This window comes from Wolbachia endosymbiont (group A) of Opomyza germinationis (assembly GCF_964264765.1).
GTDB lineage: Bacteria > Pseudomonadota > Alphaproteobacteria > Rickettsiales > Anaplasmataceae > Wolbachia > Wolbachia pipientis.
Genome location: NZ_OZ183482.1, coordinates 432,895 through 449,736, shown reverse-complemented (window position 1 = coordinate 449,736; position 16,842 = coordinate 432,895). Strand labels below are relative to the sequence as shown.

At 36.0% G+C, this 16,842-nt stretch carries 16 protein-coding genes and 1 tRNA gene; 14 read left to right on the top strand and 3 right to left on the bottom strand.

The annotated features are described in order from the left end of the window. Positions 1–58 precede the first annotated feature (58 nt). Positions 59–1,243 carry a hypothetical protein gene (locus ACFEL3_RS02165; RefSeq protein ID WP_265041286.1) on the bottom strand — a complete coding sequence of 395 codons (1,185 nt, stop codon included), beginning with the start codon at positions 1,241–1,243 and terminating at the stop codon, positions 59–61. 87 nt (positions 1,244–1,330) lie between these two features. Then, entirely contained in the window at positions 1,331–2,782 is a 1,452-nt protein-coding gene (locus ACFEL3_RS02160; protein ID WP_010962532.1) for a replicative DNA helicase, read from the bottom strand. 114 nt (positions 2,783–2,896) lie between these two features. Between ACFEL3_RS02160 and ACFEL3_RS02155 the strand changes: the two genes are divergently transcribed. From ACFEL3_RS02155 to ACFEL3_RS02140, 4 genes are all read left to right on the top strand, one after another. Then, positions 2,897–2,979, top strand: a tRNA-Leu gene (locus tag ACFEL3_RS02155). A 24-nt stretch (positions 2,980–3,003) separates the two neighbouring features. Continuing rightward, the gene (locus tag ACFEL3_RS02150) at positions 3,004–3,600 is read left to right on the top strand and encodes an RDD family protein (RefSeq protein ID WP_190321214.1); all 597 of its coding nucleotides are present in this window, start codon (positions 3,004–3,006) and stop codon (positions 3,598–3,600) included. An 828-nt stretch (positions 3,601–4,428) separates the two neighbouring features. Next, positions 4,429–5,103: a RadC family protein gene (radC, locus tag ACFEL3_RS02145; protein ID WP_010962534.1), complete on the top strand. Its 675-nt coding sequence runs from the start codon at positions 4,429–4,431 to the stop codon at positions 5,101–5,103. A 277-nt stretch (positions 5,104–5,380) separates the two neighbouring features. Further along, a complete protein-coding gene (locus ACFEL3_RS02140) occupies positions 5,381–5,671 on the top strand; it encodes a GIY-YIG nuclease family protein (protein WP_010082530.1) in 291 nt (96 codons plus the stop codon). A gap of 324 nt (positions 5,672–5,995) precedes the next feature. Here the strand turns inward: ACFEL3_RS02140 and ACFEL3_RS02135 are convergent, their stop codons facing one another. Next, positions 5,996–9,217, bottom strand: a complete 3,222-nt coding sequence (locus ACFEL3_RS02135; RefSeq protein ID WP_022626255.1) for a UvrD-helicase domain-containing protein — start codon at positions 9,215–9,217, stop codon at positions 5,996–5,998. Positions 9,218–9,298: 81 nt separating this feature from the next. On the opposite strand from ACFEL3_RS02135, the gene ACFEL3_RS02130 reads away from it, so the two are divergent. From ACFEL3_RS02130 to ACFEL3_RS02085, 10 genes are all read left to right on the top strand, one after another. Then, positions 9,299–10,165 (top strand): 4-(cytidine 5'-diphospho)-2-C-methyl-D-erythritol kinase, encoded by an 867-nt coding sequence (locus ACFEL3_RS02130; protein WP_265017927.1) that lies wholly within the window; start codon positions 9,299–9,301, stop codon positions 10,163–10,165. A gap of 3 nt (positions 10,166–10,168) precedes the next feature. Continuing rightward, positions 10,169–10,534 (top strand): Mth938-like domain-containing protein, encoded by a 366-nt coding sequence (locus ACFEL3_RS02125; protein WP_265017926.1) that lies wholly within the window; start codon positions 10,169–10,171, stop codon positions 10,532–10,534. A 1-nt stretch (position 10,535) separates the two neighbouring features. Continuing rightward, positions 10,536–11,336 (top strand): metal ABC transporter permease, encoded by an 801-nt coding sequence (locus ACFEL3_RS02120; RefSeq protein ID WP_010962536.1) that lies wholly within the window; start codon positions 10,536–10,538, stop codon positions 11,334–11,336. Positions 11,337–11,467: 131 nt separating this feature from the next. Next, positions 11,468–11,647 carry a hypothetical protein gene (locus ACFEL3_RS02115; protein ID WP_010082539.1) on the top strand — a complete coding sequence of 60 codons (180 nt, stop codon included), beginning with the start codon at positions 11,468–11,470 and terminating at the stop codon, positions 11,645–11,647. A 5-nt stretch (positions 11,648–11,652) separates the two neighbouring features. Beyond that, on the top strand, positions 11,653–12,645 hold the full coding sequence (gene holA / locus ACFEL3_RS02110) for a DNA polymerase III subunit delta (protein ID WP_010962537.1): 993 nt from the start codon (positions 11,653–11,655) through the stop codon (positions 12,643–12,645). A 169-nt stretch (positions 12,646–12,814) separates the two neighbouring features. After that, positions 12,815–13,861: a Fic family protein gene (locus tag ACFEL3_RS02105; protein WP_010082541.1), complete on the top strand. Its 1,047-nt coding sequence runs from the start codon at positions 12,815–12,817 to the stop codon at positions 13,859–13,861. A gap of 624 nt (positions 13,862–14,485) precedes the next feature. Then, a complete protein-coding gene (dapB, locus tag ACFEL3_RS02100; protein WP_010962542.1) occupies positions 14,486–15,271 on the top strand; it encodes a 4-hydroxy-tetrahydrodipicolinate reductase in 786 nt (261 codons plus the stop codon). Then, a complete protein-coding gene (gene pstB / locus ACFEL3_RS02095) occupies positions 15,268–16,026 on the top strand; it encodes a phosphate ABC transporter ATP-binding protein PstB (RefSeq protein ID WP_006280935.1) in 759 nt (252 codons plus the stop codon). Before dapB ends, pstB begins: the two co-directional genes overlap by 4 nt. A gap of 78 nt (positions 16,027–16,104) precedes the next feature. Next, positions 16,105–16,407 (top strand): transposase, encoded by a 303-nt coding sequence (locus ACFEL3_RS02090; protein ID WP_151807816.1) that lies wholly within the window; start codon positions 16,105–16,107, stop codon positions 16,405–16,407. Beyond that, complete coding sequence (locus ACFEL3_RS02085) at positions 16,392–16,826, top strand: IS3 family transposase (protein ID WP_144078574.1); 435 nt, start codon at positions 16,392–16,394, stop codon at positions 16,824–16,826. The genes ACFEL3_RS02090 and ACFEL3_RS02085 overlap by 16 nt, the downstream gene beginning before the upstream one ends. Positions 16,827–16,842: the final 16 nt, after the last annotated feature.

Sequence of the window (16,842 nt, the reverse complement as noted above, 5' to 3'; positions counted from 1 at the left end):
TCCTGGATGGGATTATCTTTAGTTAACGACGGTGCACACCGCTGTCTACATATTCAAGTTAGGTGGCAAGTGCCTTAGTTACTTTAGCACAATATGGTTTAGTAACATCAGCACCTATCACTACTACTTCAGTAATTGCCGACTTAACCTTTCCTAGGCTCCATGCAAACCAGCCTTGACCATTTTCTTCTTTAGTTGGCTGACTTTCTGGGCTAGAAATCTCAGTACCTTTTTCATCACCAGATTCTGCATCATAAAATACATCCTGATCCTCAGAAAGACTCATTAAATAACTTTTAGCAGCATCAACATTTAAATAATCAGGTTGCTTAGGAACGTTATCAATATTTAAATAATCCAAACTATTAGCTCGTTGCTTTTGCTCACTGGAAAGAACCTCAAGATTTAAATAATCCAAACGAGTTAGTTCTTGCATGCTAGGTTTAGATCCATCTTCACGCTTAAACTGCTCTTCCGGACTAGAAACCTTAGTACCATAAATCCTACTGTACAAGCTGCTTCCAACGCTGTTAAGTGCTCCTCTTACAGATGCAATTGACGCATCATAAGTATTTTTCAAGCCACCTCCAATACCACTAAGTGTTCCTTTTGTAGACTCAGTTGATGGCACATAATTATCGTAAGCATATTTGCCAGAATACAAGACACCATTAACTGCTTCTTTTGCAAACCAAACAGCGCTATTAACTGTTCCTTTTGCAAGCTGAACAGTGCCATCAGCAATTGCCACTTTTAATTTGTCTTCTTCTATCTTTTTATTTTTTTCAGCTAGTTGAGTTTTTTGCTCAGAACTTTTCTGCTTTTGAGTGCGTACTTGATCTTTTAACTTAGAATTTTCTTCCTCTTGAGCTTCTACTTTATTTTTTAACTTAGAATTTTCTTCCTCTTTAGCTTTTACTTCCGCTTCTTTTTTAGCTAGTTGAGTTTTTTGCCCAGAAATTGTTTGCTCTTGAGCTTTCATTTTATTTTTTAACTCAGAATTTGTTTTGTTCTCACTAATTGCTTGATACGAAAGTGCAATAGCTACAGCAGAAAATACAGCACCACCAATAATAAATGGAAGGCCAACACTTAATGCTGCAACTGGAGCTAAGAAACCAATATAAGGAGCTGCAGCAAACACTCCAGATGCTAATAAAGTTAAAGCAGCCAGAGTTCCAGCTATATAATAGGGTACATTGTTTTTATTCATCATCTCACGTATTATAAAATATAATACCATTATAAAAGGATTTTTAAGAAGTTGTCAAGCTATCTTTACATAAAAAAAATAATTGATAAACTTGGGAACAAGAAGATTGCTGTCAAGCTATGAACTATGCCTTTCCGTGTAATCTTTAAATGCACCTCTGTTAGAGTCAAAATATAGCTTCACACTGCCAATTGGCCCGTTCCTCTGCTTTGCAATAACAAGCTCTGCAATATTTCTAATTTTCTCCATTTTCTCTTGCCATTCCCGATGTTTATTGTTTCCTTCACTTGGTTGCTTTCTCAATTCGTAGTATTCTTCTCTATAGAGAAACATTACTATATCTGCGTCTTGCTCTATGCTCCCTGAATCACGTAAATCAGAAAGTTGTGGTTTTTTATCATCCCTCTGCTCAACAGAACGAGAGAGCTGAGATAGTGCAACAATGGGAATATTTAGCTCCTTTGCAATTGCTTTCAAACCCTGCGTCACTTCCGAGATTTCTTGCACTCTATTTTCATTACTCCTTTTTGTTGTTCCTCTGATTAGCTGCAAATAATCAATGAATACCACTTCTACATTATATAATTGATACAGCAAGCGTATTCTGGTGCGAAGGGCACTAATTGATAGCGCAGGGGTGTCATCTATGATGAAAGGCAGTTCAGATAATTCTGTACTAGTATTGATAAATTCATGCAATTCAAAATCACTAATTCTCCCGGTTAATGCCTTATAATAACTAATCCCTGAATCTATAGTGATCAGCCTTGCAGTTAATTGCTCTGCTGACATTTCAAGCGAGAAAAACGCTACATAGTGTTGCTTATCTGCTCTTTTTTGCAACATCTTACAAGCATTAAGTGCGATGTTTAGCGCCAATGCTGTTTTACCCATAGAAGGCCTTGCAGCTAAAATTAATAAATCAGATTTTTGTAGACCACCAAGAAGCTGATTTAGATCTTGAAGTCCGGTTGTAACGCCTAGCGCTTCTGGATTATTTTTCAGTGTGCTGATCTTCTCAACTACATCTTTAATTGAACTTGCAAGTTTTATATATGTTTTCTCACCTTGTTTTTTTACTGCCAAATTGAACAATTTTGTCATTGCTTGTTCAATTTGCGCCTGTGCAGGATTTTCAATATCGTAGTTGTAGCTATCACCAACTATTTCTTGCCCGAGCTTGATTAAACATCTCCTTAAGTAAGTATCACGGATTATTCTAGTCAAACTATAAATATCAAGTGCAATACTTGCCTTCGCTGCAAGCTTTGCTAAGTACTCTACCCCGCCACACTCGGTAAACGCTTGGTCGTTCTCAAAAAACATTTTGAGGCTCAGTTCATTGGCAACTATACCGTGTTTCCTGGTTTTAGATATTTGCGTAAAAATACTTTGATGCAGTGGATCATAGAAATTTTCTGCTGTAATTGTGTCTTCAACTGCATCACAGATTCTATTATCACGAATCATTGCACCAATAAGCATCTGTTCAGCTTCTAAATTATGCGGTAATTTACATATTTCCTTATCTACACTTCTTGAACTGAGGAGATTGGCTAATTCATTCATTTTAAGTTTTGAGAGTAACTGTTGATTATTGTAGAATATTTAGTCCTCATTTGAAAGATGTAAAGGCAAAAAAATTTGACTAATTCCGTGTTGCCTATAGCATTAAAACTTAATGCCCCTGTGGTGGAATGGTAGACACGGCAGACTCAAAATCTGTTGCTTGCAAAAGCATGCTGGTTCAAGTCCGGCCAGGGGCACGTTAAATATTGGAAAGTATATATATGTTACATAAATTTTTTAATCGTTTATTTTCTATTTTTTCTTCTATAAATGTTATTCAAAAGGTAAAGAAAGATGAAAATGGGATATGTTATGTAACGGGCCTCAGGCGCTATATATCAGTATTGCTTGATTTAATTATTATCGTTTTGTTCTTGCAGTTTTGCAGCCAAGCCTTTAATCAGCTCTTTACAAACTCAGAGGATAGCAAAATATTCAGCCAAGTTGCTGCAAAATCCCCAATGCAAGTGCCACTTTCTATAGAAGAAAAGGCAATGCAGAGTAGACTTGTAAAATTAATGATTCTAAATCAAATAGTCCAGTTTATTATGCTCTTTTGCTATGTAATATATATGTGGGTAAAGTTTGCTACTACACCTGGAAAACTATTATTTGGGCTTAGAGTTGTGGATGCACAAACTTTCGAAAAGATGACCCTAAAACAAGCAACAAAGAGATTTTTTTCCTTTATATTGTCAGTTGCACCATTGTTCTTGGGCTTTTTATGGTCAAATTTCAACAAACGCTGTCAAACTTGGCACGATAAGATCGCAGGCACAGTGGTTGTCACGAGTAAAAGCCTTAGAAGGCAGAGCTAAAAACTACTTGACACCCTTCGCCAGCCCCTTTATCATGATAGTGAAGGTATTCAGTTATCTTCATCTGTGCAGATTAAACAGCAAGAAAACAACGTAGTTGGCGTCTTATTTTTAATTTTTTGCACTATGTGCACCTTATGTCTTCACAACATTTCTGGGTTTTTACCTATATAAGCTGAAACGCGCTTATAAGTCGTTTAAGACAGTATAGTACGCCAATTTGCAGGATTAGAGAGTGACAACTAGCTAACGCGGGGTTTCTTTTGCCTTTTTTTCTGCTTAGTAAATTTCTTAAACATTTAAACTAAGGTGAGTTGCGTTTAAAAGCAGCTAAATTGCAGTGTTTAAGATTTAAAAAACGCCAAATACTGAAAATAGACAATGACTAGGGCTTCTTTTGCCTTTTTTTTCATTTGGTAAATTTCTTAATGTTTGTAGCTAAACGACAACCGTCATCCCTGTAAAGATCAAGTATCCCGCTACTTGTTAGCGGGACCTAGAGATACCGCGAATGAATCGCGGTATGACGGTTCACGGTGGCATGACGGTTAAGTAATTCGTCATCCCGCTACTTGTTAGCGGGATCTCTTGTTAGCGGATGAGATACCGCGAATGAATCGCGGTATGACGGTCTGCGGCGGTATGATGGTCTGCGGCGGTATGATGGTCTGCGGCGGTATGACGTAGAGCTCGCGTCAGCTACTTTCATGACACCATTTGCTGTCTTTAAAAATGAATGTTCTTACAATTGTGCGTCATGCGCTTTATTAAATATTTTACTTAAAAATCTAATTTCTTATTATACAAGAGATAAGCAATTCATTGATGATGAAAAATTACAAAAAGGGGCATAGAAAGCGCCTAAGAGAGAAAATTATTTTAGATAATGGACAATCATTACTTGATTATGAAGTTTTAGAGCACATTTTATATTCAGCATATAGTAGAATTGATGTAAAACCGGTGGCAAAGAGTTTGATAGAAAGTTTTGGCAGCTTAAATAAAGTTTTTAATGCTGACCTGGAAGCGCTGCAAAACGTTGATGATGTCAGCAATGCAGCGATATCTGCCATCTTTTGTGTAAAACAAGCCTTTGTTCGTTCTGCAAGAGAAGAAATAAAAAACCTGCCTGTAATCGATAACTGGGAAAAATTGCTTGATTATTTAAGAATAAGTATAGGAAGCCTCAATAAGGAAAATTTTCGTGTCATCTATATGAATAAAAAGTATCGTCTAATAGCGGAAGACTTGCAAAATATTGGTACAGTAGATCAAACTCCTCTTTATGTCAGAGAGATCATCAAGCGCGCACTTTTGATTGGTTCAACATCCATTGTAATATCTCACAATCATCCAAGCGGAGATACACAACCTTCAAATAGCGATATATCTCTCACTAGACAACTAGCAGAAGCTTGCCAAAGTATAGGAATAGAATTAATAGATCACATTATTATTACATTCAGTAGCTATTTTAGTTTCAAGGAAAATAGGTTGTTGTGAAAGCCTTTATAGCTACAGTAACTTAGATTTACCGACAATCGTCATTCCGCTACGTGTTAACGGCTAAGAGATACCGCGAATGAATCGCGGTATGACGTAGATTGCTGTCATCCCGCTGCTTGTTAGCGGCTGAGATACCGCCGCGGTATAGTAACTCGTCATCCCGCTACGTGTTAGCGGGATCTATCTGCGGCGGCATGACGGTAAGTTTTATTGTGGTATGATGGTGTAGTATAATGTTGGTAAACCTCAGTTACTTTAGCTATAAACGATTAAGATGAAGTTATCATATATCTATATACTTACAAATAAAGCTAATAGCACATTATATATTGGTGTAACTGCAAATTTGATCAAGAGGATTTGGGAACACAAAAACAAAATTGTTTCAGGTTTTACATCAAGATATAATGTAAATAAACTTGTATATTTTGAAGAGTTTGAAGATATAAGTTTAGCTATTGCAAGAGAAAGGCGCCTGAAAGAATGGCCAAGGCAGTGGAAAATTAATTTGATCAATCAAAAGAATCCTAGCTGGATTGACTTATATTACTTAGCTTTAAGATAGCTATGCTGAGATCCCGCTAACACGTAGCGGGATGACGAGAAAGGAGCAGCAGGATAACGGTTGAGTAATTCGTCATCCCGCTACTTGTTAGTGGCTGAGATACCGCGGCGGTATGACGGTTTGCGGTGGTATGACAGTTAAGTAATTCGTCATCCCGCTACTTGTTAGCGGGATCTATCCGCAGCGGTATGACGTAGGACTGCTGTCATTCCGCTACGTGTTAGCGGCTGAGATACCGCGAATGAATCGCGGTATGACGGTCTGCGGCGGTATGACGGTTCGCGGTGGTATGACGTAGTAGCTATTTCTTGCAATCAAGTTTCGTTAAAAGTCAGATTGAATGGTTAAATCTTCCACCCAAATAACCACGCACTCTACTTGCTTGTTTGGATATATTTCTTGTACTAAGGTTTTATAGATTAACATCTGTTTTTTTATTTCATTTAATAAGGAAACAGAAACGTTACGGTGTGATTTGTAGTCAATTATGATTGCTTTATCTTGCGTTATGCATAGCCTATCTAGTCGTACTAATACTGACTTGCCATCAATTGTTCCACTCAGTGTAATCTCTGATTTGCCTTCCAAGTCAAACAAATAGCCATATTTTTCATTAAAGGCTAATATTTTACTGTAAATTTCATCCTTATCTTCGCTGATGTTATCAAGGTATTTTCTGACCCAATTTTTTCTCCTTTCTTTTTCTATCTTGGGCATATACTGCAATATGCTGTGAATAATCAGGCCTCTTGCATAACCATCTGTCATCCAAGTAGCTGACACTGGGATCCATTCTGCTCCTTCTTTTTCACTGGATTCCAGCGTCACGCGCTGGGATGACACCGAAGAGTGGGCTAAAGCTGGTGGAAGGGAAATGACCGGAACGTCAAAATAATCACGTTTTTTATAAATGTAAGGGTAGTTTGCATTCACGCATAATACTTCAACTTTTTCTTTAAATATTGGCTGTAAATCCCTTTGTTTCTTTTCATATGGCTCTCCGTACTTAGTGATTAGATCATACCAAGAGCCCTTTTGCACTGGCTCTTTACTTAAGATGTATAACTCATCTTCAGCACGCGTGAGTGCTACGTATAATAAACGCAAATATTCATTATAATCCTCTAGTTTTTTCTCTCTTTTTACTTGATCGCAATAAGCGTTGTTGTTTTTTCCACACCAAAATGGCACTTCTGTTCCATCAAAGATAATGCTTTCACTGTTTCTTGGCACTGTGTTTGTATCAACCAAAAATACTATGGGAGCTTGCAGACCTTTTGATTTGTGAATTGTCATTATTCGCACAGCATTGCGTTCTGATTGCATATCATTCTTAATCTCCGGATTATTCTCCTTGATCCATTGAACAAACGCTTGAAGAGATGGGTTTTCAAATTGCAACACGAGGTTCATAAATTCGTCTAGAACCTCAAAGCACTCAAGACCTAGCCTTGCAGCAAATTTCTTCTTACCTGTACGCAATATATGTGTAAATAGTGCAAGAGGAGACTCTATGCGAGATAAGTTAATGAGATAGTTTAATTCACTATAGATAACCACAGAATAATCCTGAATTCTTTCCCATAGTGAATGCTCTTTACGGTCGTATGCAATGTTAAATAAATCATCCTCGGTGAAATTAAATAGCGGTGATTTTAAAGCATTTGCAAGAGCTAAATCATTTGCCTGGAGGAGTAAAAATTCGGCCAAAGCTATTAAGTCCTGCACGGCTATATAGTCCATAATTCTAAAATAATCCCGGCCTACAACTGGCACGTTTGCTTTTTTAAGTTCGCTTATTATGTAATCAACTAATACGTTTCGTTGCCGTACCAAAATCATAATGTCTCTTGGCTCTATATGGCGATCTTTAGCGACTAAAATTCGCCCTTCATTTAACCAATTGTGAATTCTGTTGGCTATTGTTTGAGCAAGTAATCGGTCTGCTATTATATAATTTTCCCTGCATGTCAGAGGAATTTGTAAAGCTTGCTGTTCTTTCTCTTTGCGCCTTGGTAACGCTGGCCAAATTTCAATATATCCTTGGTCATTTTCTCTATGTGGAACATGTTTTATTTCATTATCATTAAAAGATATTTCTGCGCGGAAGTTATTAAATATTCTATCTACAAGCATCAAAACTTCTGGAGTTGAGCGAAATGACTTTTCAAGTTGGCATGATATCCAATCTCTACCACCAGTTTTCGTATGAAAGTATTGTTGCATATAGTTGAATAGATGGGGATTTGCTCCTTGAAATCTGTATATGGATTGTTTTACGTCACCAACAACAAATAAGGTTCGCTTTTCATCATTACCGGCAAAAAATTCATCGCAGAGATTTGTTATAATTTTCCACTGGCTGATGCTATTGTCTTGTGCCTCGTCAACAAGGATGTGATCTATTTTTTGATCCAAGTTAAACAATATCCAATCTTTATAGTTTGGATTGCTAAGAAGATTTGTTGCTAAGTTGATTATATCATTGTAGTCAAGCAGTGCATTTTTTGATTTTTCACTATTATACAAATCAACATATACTTTAAATACACCAAGTAAGCTACTGGTTCTCTTGAATATTTGATAAGAGTTCATGTCTCTTATATGGGTAAATACTACATTCTGAACGCTCTCTATTATTTGCTCTGCATCTTTGAATTTCTCCAAAATACTTTTTGTTGCAATGGATGATATGCTCTTTTTTTCGTGCGATTCTGATTTTAAAAAGACCTTGGCTAGGTTTTCTACTTTAGTGTCATTCCAGCGCGTGACGCTGGTTCTTTTCTTCTGGATCCCAGCTGGGATGACAGTAGAATAAAGTATTTCACTATAACTCTGATCTCTTTTACTGCCTTCACTTAATATCTCGGCTAGTCTTTCCACGTGCTCAATTGTTTCACTCTGTAAGTCATGAATTTCATCTGGGGCGCTCAATTTATCTTTGATATATTTCGAATCATTTGCTGACGCTGATCTTTTTACACATAAAGTATAAAGCAAATCGCGTAGTTTATTTTCATCAATTTCAGTTGCAATAAGGTTGATATCATCCTGCACAGTTTCGTTATGAAGCACTTTATTGAATATGATGGAATGTAATTCTTTGCATTCGCTCAGCGTGCAATTTGGAGCAATGCCAGCTTCTATAGGAAAGCTGGAGATTAATTTGTAACAGAAAGCGTGTATGGTTTGTATAGTTAGACCAAGATTTTCCAGTTCAGAGAAAAGCCTTCTTGCTCTTGTTAAATAATCTTTATTTTTTCTGGATCCCAGTGTCACGCACTGGGATGACATTGGAAAGAAATCTAGTTGTTCTAGATCTGCTGCCAACACACTATCTGAACATATTGCCCACTTACTGAGTATGCTGTGAATGCGATTCTCCATTTCGTTTGCTGCAGCATTGGTGAATGTTAAGCAAAGAATATTTCTTTTGTTTTCTAATAAAAGTCTCAATACTCTGTCTATTAAGATTTTTGTTTTGCCTGTACCAGCGGACGCATTTACCCACACAGAGAAATTAGGATTTATGGCATTTGATCTCATCAGAAGTGCGAGAACCTTATAAAAGTTGACTAGAATAGCATTATACATATAATGTAAAAATAGTGTTAGTGAAGATATATAATGAAAAGTTTTTGTGTAAAGGCGCCTGCAAAAATCAATCTTTTTTTGCATGTTGTAGACAAAAAAGAAACAGGGTATCACTTGATTGAAGGTTTATTTGTCTTTGCTAATCTCTCTAATTTTTTGGAAATAAAAGTAGGTGAGAAGGATTCTAGATACGATAACTCTACAGTTGAATTTATAAACTCCGAGTCTAAAATAAATAACCAATATAACACTGTAATGAAAGCGGTTAATCTGCTGCTTAGGCATGCTCCTGTACGCACTAAAGTCACTGTAAAGGTTGTAAAAAACATACCAATTACTGCAGGACTTGGTAGCGGATCCTCAGATGCTGGAGCTGTGGTACGTACGCTAGGGAAGCTGTGGGAGATTGATAGGACGATTTTAAATGAAATAGCCTTAAACGTTGGTGCTGATGTTCCCGCAAGCGTAGATAGCAAGCCAGTTTTTGTTAGAGGTATTGGCGAAGAATTATGCCACATTAAAAAATTCTCTTTACCTACAAATGTGGTGCTTGTGAAACCGAAAAAAAGGTTTTTGAGTACACCAGAGGTATTTTCCAAACATGAAGGAAAATTTTCTGAGCCAATTAAATGGAGCGATGACGCTGAAAAGGATTTGTTGAAGTTTCTTAAAGAGACGAGAAACGATCTTCAAGAAATAGCAATAAGCTTTGTACCTGAAATTAAGGATGTGATATCAACACTTAAGTCACAAGAAGGCTCTATACTTTCTCGCATGTCAGGCAGTGGTGTATCATGCTTTGGAATATTCGATAGTGAGGAAAATGCAAAAGCTGCTGCAGTTAATATCGGAAAAAAGCAACCAGAATGGTGGGTATGCAACACTCAATTAATAGTTTGACTTATGGATATAACTCCCTTAATTTCCGAGAATAAAAATCTTATAAATGGTTACAGGGAAGGAAAATTTTTGGTAAACAATCAAGAATATTGCGGCTCAATTATAATTTTTTCTGAAAAGGTGATAAAATTGAAAGAAAGTGATATAAACAGCAAGGAGTATTTTGAATCTTTTTTAACAGAGGAAATAGAAATTTTGTTAATAGGTACTGGTAAAACACGCAATATACTAAGTTCTTCAGTGAAGTCCTATCTTATGGAACAAAAAGGTTTAAATTTTGAATTTATGACAACAGGTTCTGCATGCAGAACCCATAATATTCTGATATCCGAAGATAGATTTGTTGTCAGTTATCTAATAGCCATATAGCATGCTTACCCAGGACTTTTTCATCAACAGTCTAGTTGCAGTAGTTGTAATTAGCCTAGTAACAGGCGCTTTAGGATCGTTTATGATATGGCAAAGGTTATCTTATCTTGGTGATAGTTTGTCCCATTCTTCGTTGCTTGGTGTTGCACTTGCTTTAATCTTTAAGATTAGCCCATCGCTTAGCATAATGCTCATTGCAATTACATTTGCTATACTACTTTCTCTTAATTTTAACAGATTATATTCTGCTGATACGATATTGAACATTGTTACCAATGTAGTTTTATCATCGAGTTTAATACTTATGTCTTTTCTTCCATCTGGCAATAATAGTATTATTAGCTCACTGTTTGGTGATATATTAACGCTCGATCAAAGTGATATAGTATTGATTTTTTTAACCTCTGCAGTAGTTACTTTGATATTAATATTTAGATGGCGTTATTGGTTAATGATTTCAATTAATCAAGATTTAGCAGTAGTTGAAAAAATTAATGTTACCTTTGTTAGACTAGAATTTTTAATCACTCTTGCTATATTTATAGCAATTGCTGCCCAACTAATAGGAATATTACTCATTGCTGCATTTTTGCTAATACCAGCAGCATCTGCAAGGCTCATTTCGAAAACTCCAATGCAGATGATTATTGTTGCAACAGTTTTTTCTGTGATCTCTGGGATATCAGGTCTCATGTTATCTGCAAGTTTTGATTTGTTAACTGGACCTGCAATTATACTTGTTGCAGCGGTATATTTAATTATCGCTTATTTTATAAGGCTAGTATTAAGCAGGTTGGCTTAATTTTGATCTCGAATGTTAATAATTTTGTAATATACTCATTATAAAACATCACTATCTTAGCACAAAATAGTTTTTGCTATACTATTATTTATATGCTAATGATAAGTTGTTAATTTTATGGAGTAAGCAATATGAGCGAAGAAGGATTTTTTTCCAAATATATATCTCAACCTGTGAAAAAATTTTATAATTATATTACAGGAAAAACAGAAGAGTCAGATGATGTAGCAGGTGATGTGCATAATATTGCACAAGGAGACTCAGAGTCTTTGGATACTCATGTACAGTCAAATGAGAATGATATCATATAGATAGCATGAGGGTCACACCATCCAAAGTTAAAAAATTCCTAGAGAAACCTGATGCTTTACGTGGTGTGTTAATTCATGGAAGTGATAACAGTAGGGTTGATTTTTATGTACAAGAAATAATTGCTAATTTGGGTGAGTATTCAGTTCAGGTGATGGATTTTGCAATAGTGAATAAGTCACCCAGTTTACTGTTTTCTGAATTGGCAAACGTTTCGATGTTTACCAGCAAAAAATTAATTAAGCTGATAAATGTGAGTGGAGGTATATCCAAGGAGTTAAAAAATGTATTGGATTATAACGCAAGTGGTCATTATGTAATGATGGTAGCAAATGATCTTCCATATAATTCTGCGACTAAAAGTTATATGGAGAGTTCAAAAATTTTTGGTGTGATTGCTTGCTATAAGGACAGCAACAGCAATCTTTATGACATTATATCAAGTTACTTAAAACAAAATGATATAAAATGCACAAATGAGATAATCTACCATTTGCAATCTTACTTTAATCATAGCAAGCTGCCTATATGTTCAGAACTTGAGAAGTTAGTTTTATACTTAGGGGAGAGAAAAGACCTAAAACTTACTGATATAGAATTATGCTTTTCAACTTCCGGCAACGACTATGCTACACTTGATGATCTATGCTCTGCCATAGCAAGTAAAGATATGTCGCGTTTCATTAGAATTTCTGATGCATTGATATCGCAAGAAAATTTTTCACCGATAGCACTAATTCGCATTATATCAAATTATTTCCTACGCCTTGAAAACGTTTTGCTGTCAGTGCAAGGTGGAATGAGTGAGCAGGCTGCGATTGATCAGCTAAGCCCTCCATTGTTTTTTAAACAATTGCAGAGTTTTAAATCTCATTTGAAAAGTTTGCAACTTTCAGAACTTAAGAAGATCTTGGAAAAATTGATAAGCTTAGAAGTTACCTGTAAAAAAACTGATTTAGATCATAAAATGATTTTTCAACATGCACTGACAGGTAGCTGACTACTCGGATCCAGCCTTTCTTATAATTTCATCAAAATGTTGTATTTTAACATAAAATAGCTGCTTTTATGCCTACCAAAATTCATTCTTTAGTGTGTGTCTCATAAGTATTCTTTGCTAATAGGATATTTTCGAATATAATTGAATATAACTAGATAAAAATACAGATATGTTTGACATTTCAAAAATTGTAATAACACCTGAAATGTTAAAATTAGTTGCTGAAATTGATGAATTTAAAGGAGCATGGCAATTGTTTGGTAATTTAGCTCCAGAACGTTTACAAATGCTCAAGAAAATTGCAACAATTGAAAGTATTGGTTCTTCTACTCGTATTGAAGGGGCAAGATTATCAGACCGTGAAGTTGAGCAATTACTATCCAAACTTGATACACGCTCATTTCGTTCTCTAGATGAACGAGAAATAGCCGGATATGCGTATGTGTGTGAAGAAGTATTTCAAAACTTTAACAAGATGCCATTTACAGAAAACACTATAAAACAGTTTCACATCTGGCTTTTACAATTTTCATATAAAGATCAAAGGCACATGGGAGAATATAAAAAATTCCCCAATCATGTTGAAGCGTTTGATGAATCTGGAAAAAGCTTGGGCATAGTTTTTGAAACAGCCTCTCCATTTGAGACAGCAACACAAATGCAAGAACTTATTTATTGGACTAGCCAGCAATTAGAGGTGAAATCGTTACACCCTCTATTAATTATTGGCATTTTTATAGTTACTTTTTTAGCTATTCATCCCTTCCAGGATGGAAATGGCAGATTATCACGCATTCTCACAACTTTCTTGTTACTAAAGTTAGGGTATATCTATGTACCTTACAGTTCCCTTGAAAGTATAATTGAAAGTAATAAGGAGAGTTACTACTTAGCTTTGCGTCGTACTCAACAATCCTTGAAGACGAGCAGCTATGATTTTAATCCATGGCTTATATTCTTTTTAAGGTCACTACAAAAGCAAAAATTTCATCTTGAACAAAAGGTGTCACATGAAAAAGTGTTAAATCTCTATTTACCACCACTTTCTGCTAAAGTATTAGCACTACTCAGCAAACATGGACGTCTTACAATTAAGGATTTGGAAAATATTACTAAAGCAAACTGCAATACCTTAAAGAAGCACGTATCTAATCTCGTAAAGAGTAATCACATCACTCAGCATGGAAAAGGCAAAGCAACCTGGTATGTAATATAGAGCTCAATAGGATATGTATTCATTTTGAATTGTTAAATTATTCAGCTATAGAATATAGATCACAGCTGTACAAACATTGTAGTTTGAGCCCACTAGATCCCAGTGCCCTATTCTTGTCATCCCAGTGCCCAGACACTGGGATCTCATTTTACTTTATAATGATGTCATGAAAGTAGCTGACACTGGGATCCAGAAAACTTAATTTCAACCAAATAATAAAGGCTAGATCCCAGTGTCACGCACTGGGATGACAAAAAAAGGAGCACTGGAATGACAGTAGTCCTACGTCATACCGCGATTCATTCGCGGTATCTTTTAGCATAGATCCCGCTAACAAGTAGCGGGATGACGGTTGTCAGGGTGTCATCCCAGTGCCCAGACACTGAGATCCAGAAAAGTTTGCTTGTAAGCAAGCAAACTAGCATAGAAAAACGTTTTCGATGAGATTGCAGAAAGGCTAGATTCCAGACTGGAATGACATCGTTCACTATGTACCATATTGCAATAGTTGTGGTCAAGGCACTGGGATCTGAAATTGCAGTGTTCGTACAGCTATAGAATATAGATCAGAAGTGACAGAGCTTAAAAAAAGGCCTAACATTCTTAATAAACGTAAAAAGCTTTATGAAAATCAGAGTTGGAGTAATAGGCTGCTTAGGCAGAATGGGCAAAAAAATACTCAATGAATTAATTACAAATACCAAAGTGGAAATAGCAGGTGCTGTTGCCCGTTCAGGTAGTAAGTACATAGATTCAGATATTGGACCAATTATAGCCAATCTAGGAATTAAAGTTACAAGTTCTATTAGTGGCATATTTGAGTCATCTGACGTTGTAATAGATTTTACAACTAAAGAATGTATGTTAGACTGCCTTAAAGCAGCTGTAAAATTTAAAACACCGCTGGTTAGTGGCACAACTGGAATAGAAGGTGTCGATTTGAAAGAATATGCTGCTGAAGTTCCAATATTATGGTCAGCAAATATGAGTGTTGGGGTTAATGTGTTGCTGAAATTGGTAAAAAAAGCTGCTGAGCTTTTAGGTAATGAATATGACGTTGAGATTTGGGAAATGCATCATAACTTAAAAAAGGATTCACCATCTGGAACAGCTATAGAACTTGGCAAAACAATTGCTAACGCTTCAAAAGTGGATTTTCAGTCCAATCAATATTTACATAGTGGTTCAAACATAAGGAAAAAGGGGGGAATAGGTTTTGCAGTATCTCGTGGAGGTGGAGTAATAGGAGATCACAGCGTGATGTTTGTTAATTCTGATGAACGGATAGAACTAAACCACAAAGCAATTGATCGCACAACATTTGCTAGAGGAGCTGTTCAAGCAGCAGTATGGCTATACGAAAATAAAAGAGAAATTCCGGGGCTCTATTCAATGCAGGATGTGATATGAGCAATACACGTGCCTCTGTTAAAGATTTAAATCTCTGGTACGGCTCTAAGCAAGTTTTATTCGATATAAATTTGAATATTTATAAAAGAAAAGTTACTACTTTTATCGGACCATCCGGGTGCGGTAAATCAACATTTTTGCGTTGTTTTAATCGTATGAATGACTATGTACCAGGTTGCAAAACTGTTGGTGAATTAGATATCGATGGGCTGGGTGATATATATTCACGCGATATGGATGTTGTACTACTTAGAGCAAAAGTTGGTATGGTATTTCAAAAGCCAAATCCTTTTCCAAAATCAATATATGATAATGTTGCTTGTGGGCCAAAATTGCATGGTATGGCGAAGGATAAGCAAAAATTGAATGAGATGGTGGAAAATAGTTTAACCAAGGTTGGTTTATGGGAAGAATTGAAGGACAGATTGCAAGATAGCGCACTCAATTTATCCGGTGGCCAACAACAGAGGCTATGCATCGCTCGCGCAATTGCAGTGAAGCCAACTATTTTATTAATGGATGAACCGTGCTCTGCTCTTGATCCAATGGCAACCAATGCAATCGAAAATCTTATACAAGAGCTAAAATTAAGATTTACTATAATTATGGTGACTCATTCAATGAAGCAAGCTAAAAAGTTATCTGATAGTGTAATTTTCTTTCATAATGGCAGAATTGTTGAGTCTGGAAGCACTCAAGAAATATTCGAAAATGCTCAATCTCCCTTAACAAAGGAGTATATCCTGGATCATTAAATTTCTGACCTTACCCAGAAAAAGTGGAGAGAAAGAAAAGAGTTTTTTTGGGTAAAATAAAATTTTGGAGGATTAGAAATGGTAAGAGAATATACGGCAGAATTCAAATTGGAAGCTGTTAAGCTGGCAAATGAACAAAGAAAGGTAGGTCAACCAGTTGCAAAAGTAGCAAGAGATCTAGGAATAAGGGATAGTGTATTAGGAAAATGGATGAAGAAATATAACGAAAAAAAGTCAGCGGCAAATGCATTTCCAGGTAGAGGTAACATGGCTCCTTACGACAAAGAGAGGTTTGATTTACAAAGCAAGAGTAACAAGGGAAAGAGACATTTAAAAAAAAGCCCTGGCCAGTCAAAAAGAGTAAAATATTTTTTTATATAGTAACTGCTATAAAGTACAGGAATTATGTAGGATTTTCTGCTAGTGGCTACTATAAGTGGACCACAAGAAAAATAAGCAGTAGAGAATCAGCAAATAAAGAGCTACTCGAAGCTATTCAAAAAATATATCAAGTTTCTAAATGTAGATATGGAGCTCCTAAAATTCATGCTGAATTGAAGGCTTTGGGTAAAAGTTGCAATTTGAAAACGGTGCAAAGTATTATGCAGAAAAATGACATCAGGGCTATACTGAGAAGAAAGTTTAAAATTAAAAAACAACAAACAGATAATAGAGCTGTAGCTCCCAATATACTAGATCAAAACTTTATTGTTGATCAACCAAATAAAGTATGGGATTACTTACATCAAAACCAAGGAGGGATGGCTATATTTGGCAGCAATAATTCTCACGTATGGTAGTTAATGAGTAGTGCAA

Bases quoted from the DNA above. Each gene is read 5' to 3' on its own strand.
- ACFEL3_RS02125 (WP_265017926.1), top strand. From the start codon at position 10,169: ATGGATATAACTCCCTTAATTTCCGAGAATAAAAATCTTATAAATGGT.
- pstB (WP_006280935.1), top strand. From the start codon at position 15,268: ATGAGCAATACACGTGCCTCTGTTAAAGATTTAAATCTCTGGTACGGC.
- ACFEL3_RS02150 (WP_190321214.1), top strand. From the start codon at position 3,004: ATGTTACATAAATTTTTTAATCGTTTATTTTCTATTTTTTCTTCTATA.
- ACFEL3_RS02120 (WP_010962536.1), top strand. From the start codon at position 10,536: ATGCTTACCCAGGACTTTTTCATCAACAGTCTAGTTGCAGTAGTTGTA.
- ACFEL3_RS02165 (WP_265041286.1), bottom strand. From the start codon at position 1,243: ATGGTATTATATTTTATAATACGTGAGATGATGAATAAAAACAATGTA.
- ACFEL3_RS02090 (WP_151807816.1), top strand. From the start codon at position 16,105: ATGGTAAGAGAATATACGGCAGAATTCAAATTGGAAGCTGTTAAGCTG.
- ACFEL3_RS02160 (WP_010962532.1), bottom strand. From the start codon at position 2,782: ATGAATGAATTAGCCAATCTCCTCAGTTCAAGAAGTGTAGATAAGGAA.
- ACFEL3_RS02130 (WP_265017927.1), top strand. From the start codon at position 9,299: ATGAAAAGTTTTTGTGTAAAGGCGCCTGCAAAAATCAATCTTTTTTTG.
- ACFEL3_RS02115 (WP_010082539.1), top strand. From the start codon at position 11,468: ATGAGCGAAGAAGGATTTTTTTCCAAATATATATCTCAACCTGTGAAA.
- ACFEL3_RS02140 (WP_010082530.1), top strand. From the start codon at position 5,381: ATGAAGTTATCATATATCTATATACTTACAAATAAAGCTAATAGCACA.
- ACFEL3_RS02105 (WP_010082541.1), top strand. From the start codon at position 12,815: ATGTTTGACATTTCAAAAATTGTAATAACACCTGAAATGTTAAAATTA.
- dapB (WP_010962542.1), top strand. From the start codon at position 14,486: ATGAAAATCAGAGTTGGAGTAATAGGCTGCTTAGGCAGAATGGGCAAA.
- radC (WP_010962534.1), top strand. From the start codon at position 4,429: ATGAAAAATTACAAAAAGGGGCATAGAAAGCGCCTAAGAGAGAAAATT.
- holA (WP_010962537.1), top strand. From the start codon at position 11,653: ATGAGGGTCACACCATCCAAAGTTAAAAAATTCCTAGAGAAACCTGAT.
- ACFEL3_RS02135 (WP_022626255.1), bottom strand. From the start codon at position 9,217: ATGAGATCAAATGCCATAAATCCTAATTTCTCTGTGTGGGTAAATGCG.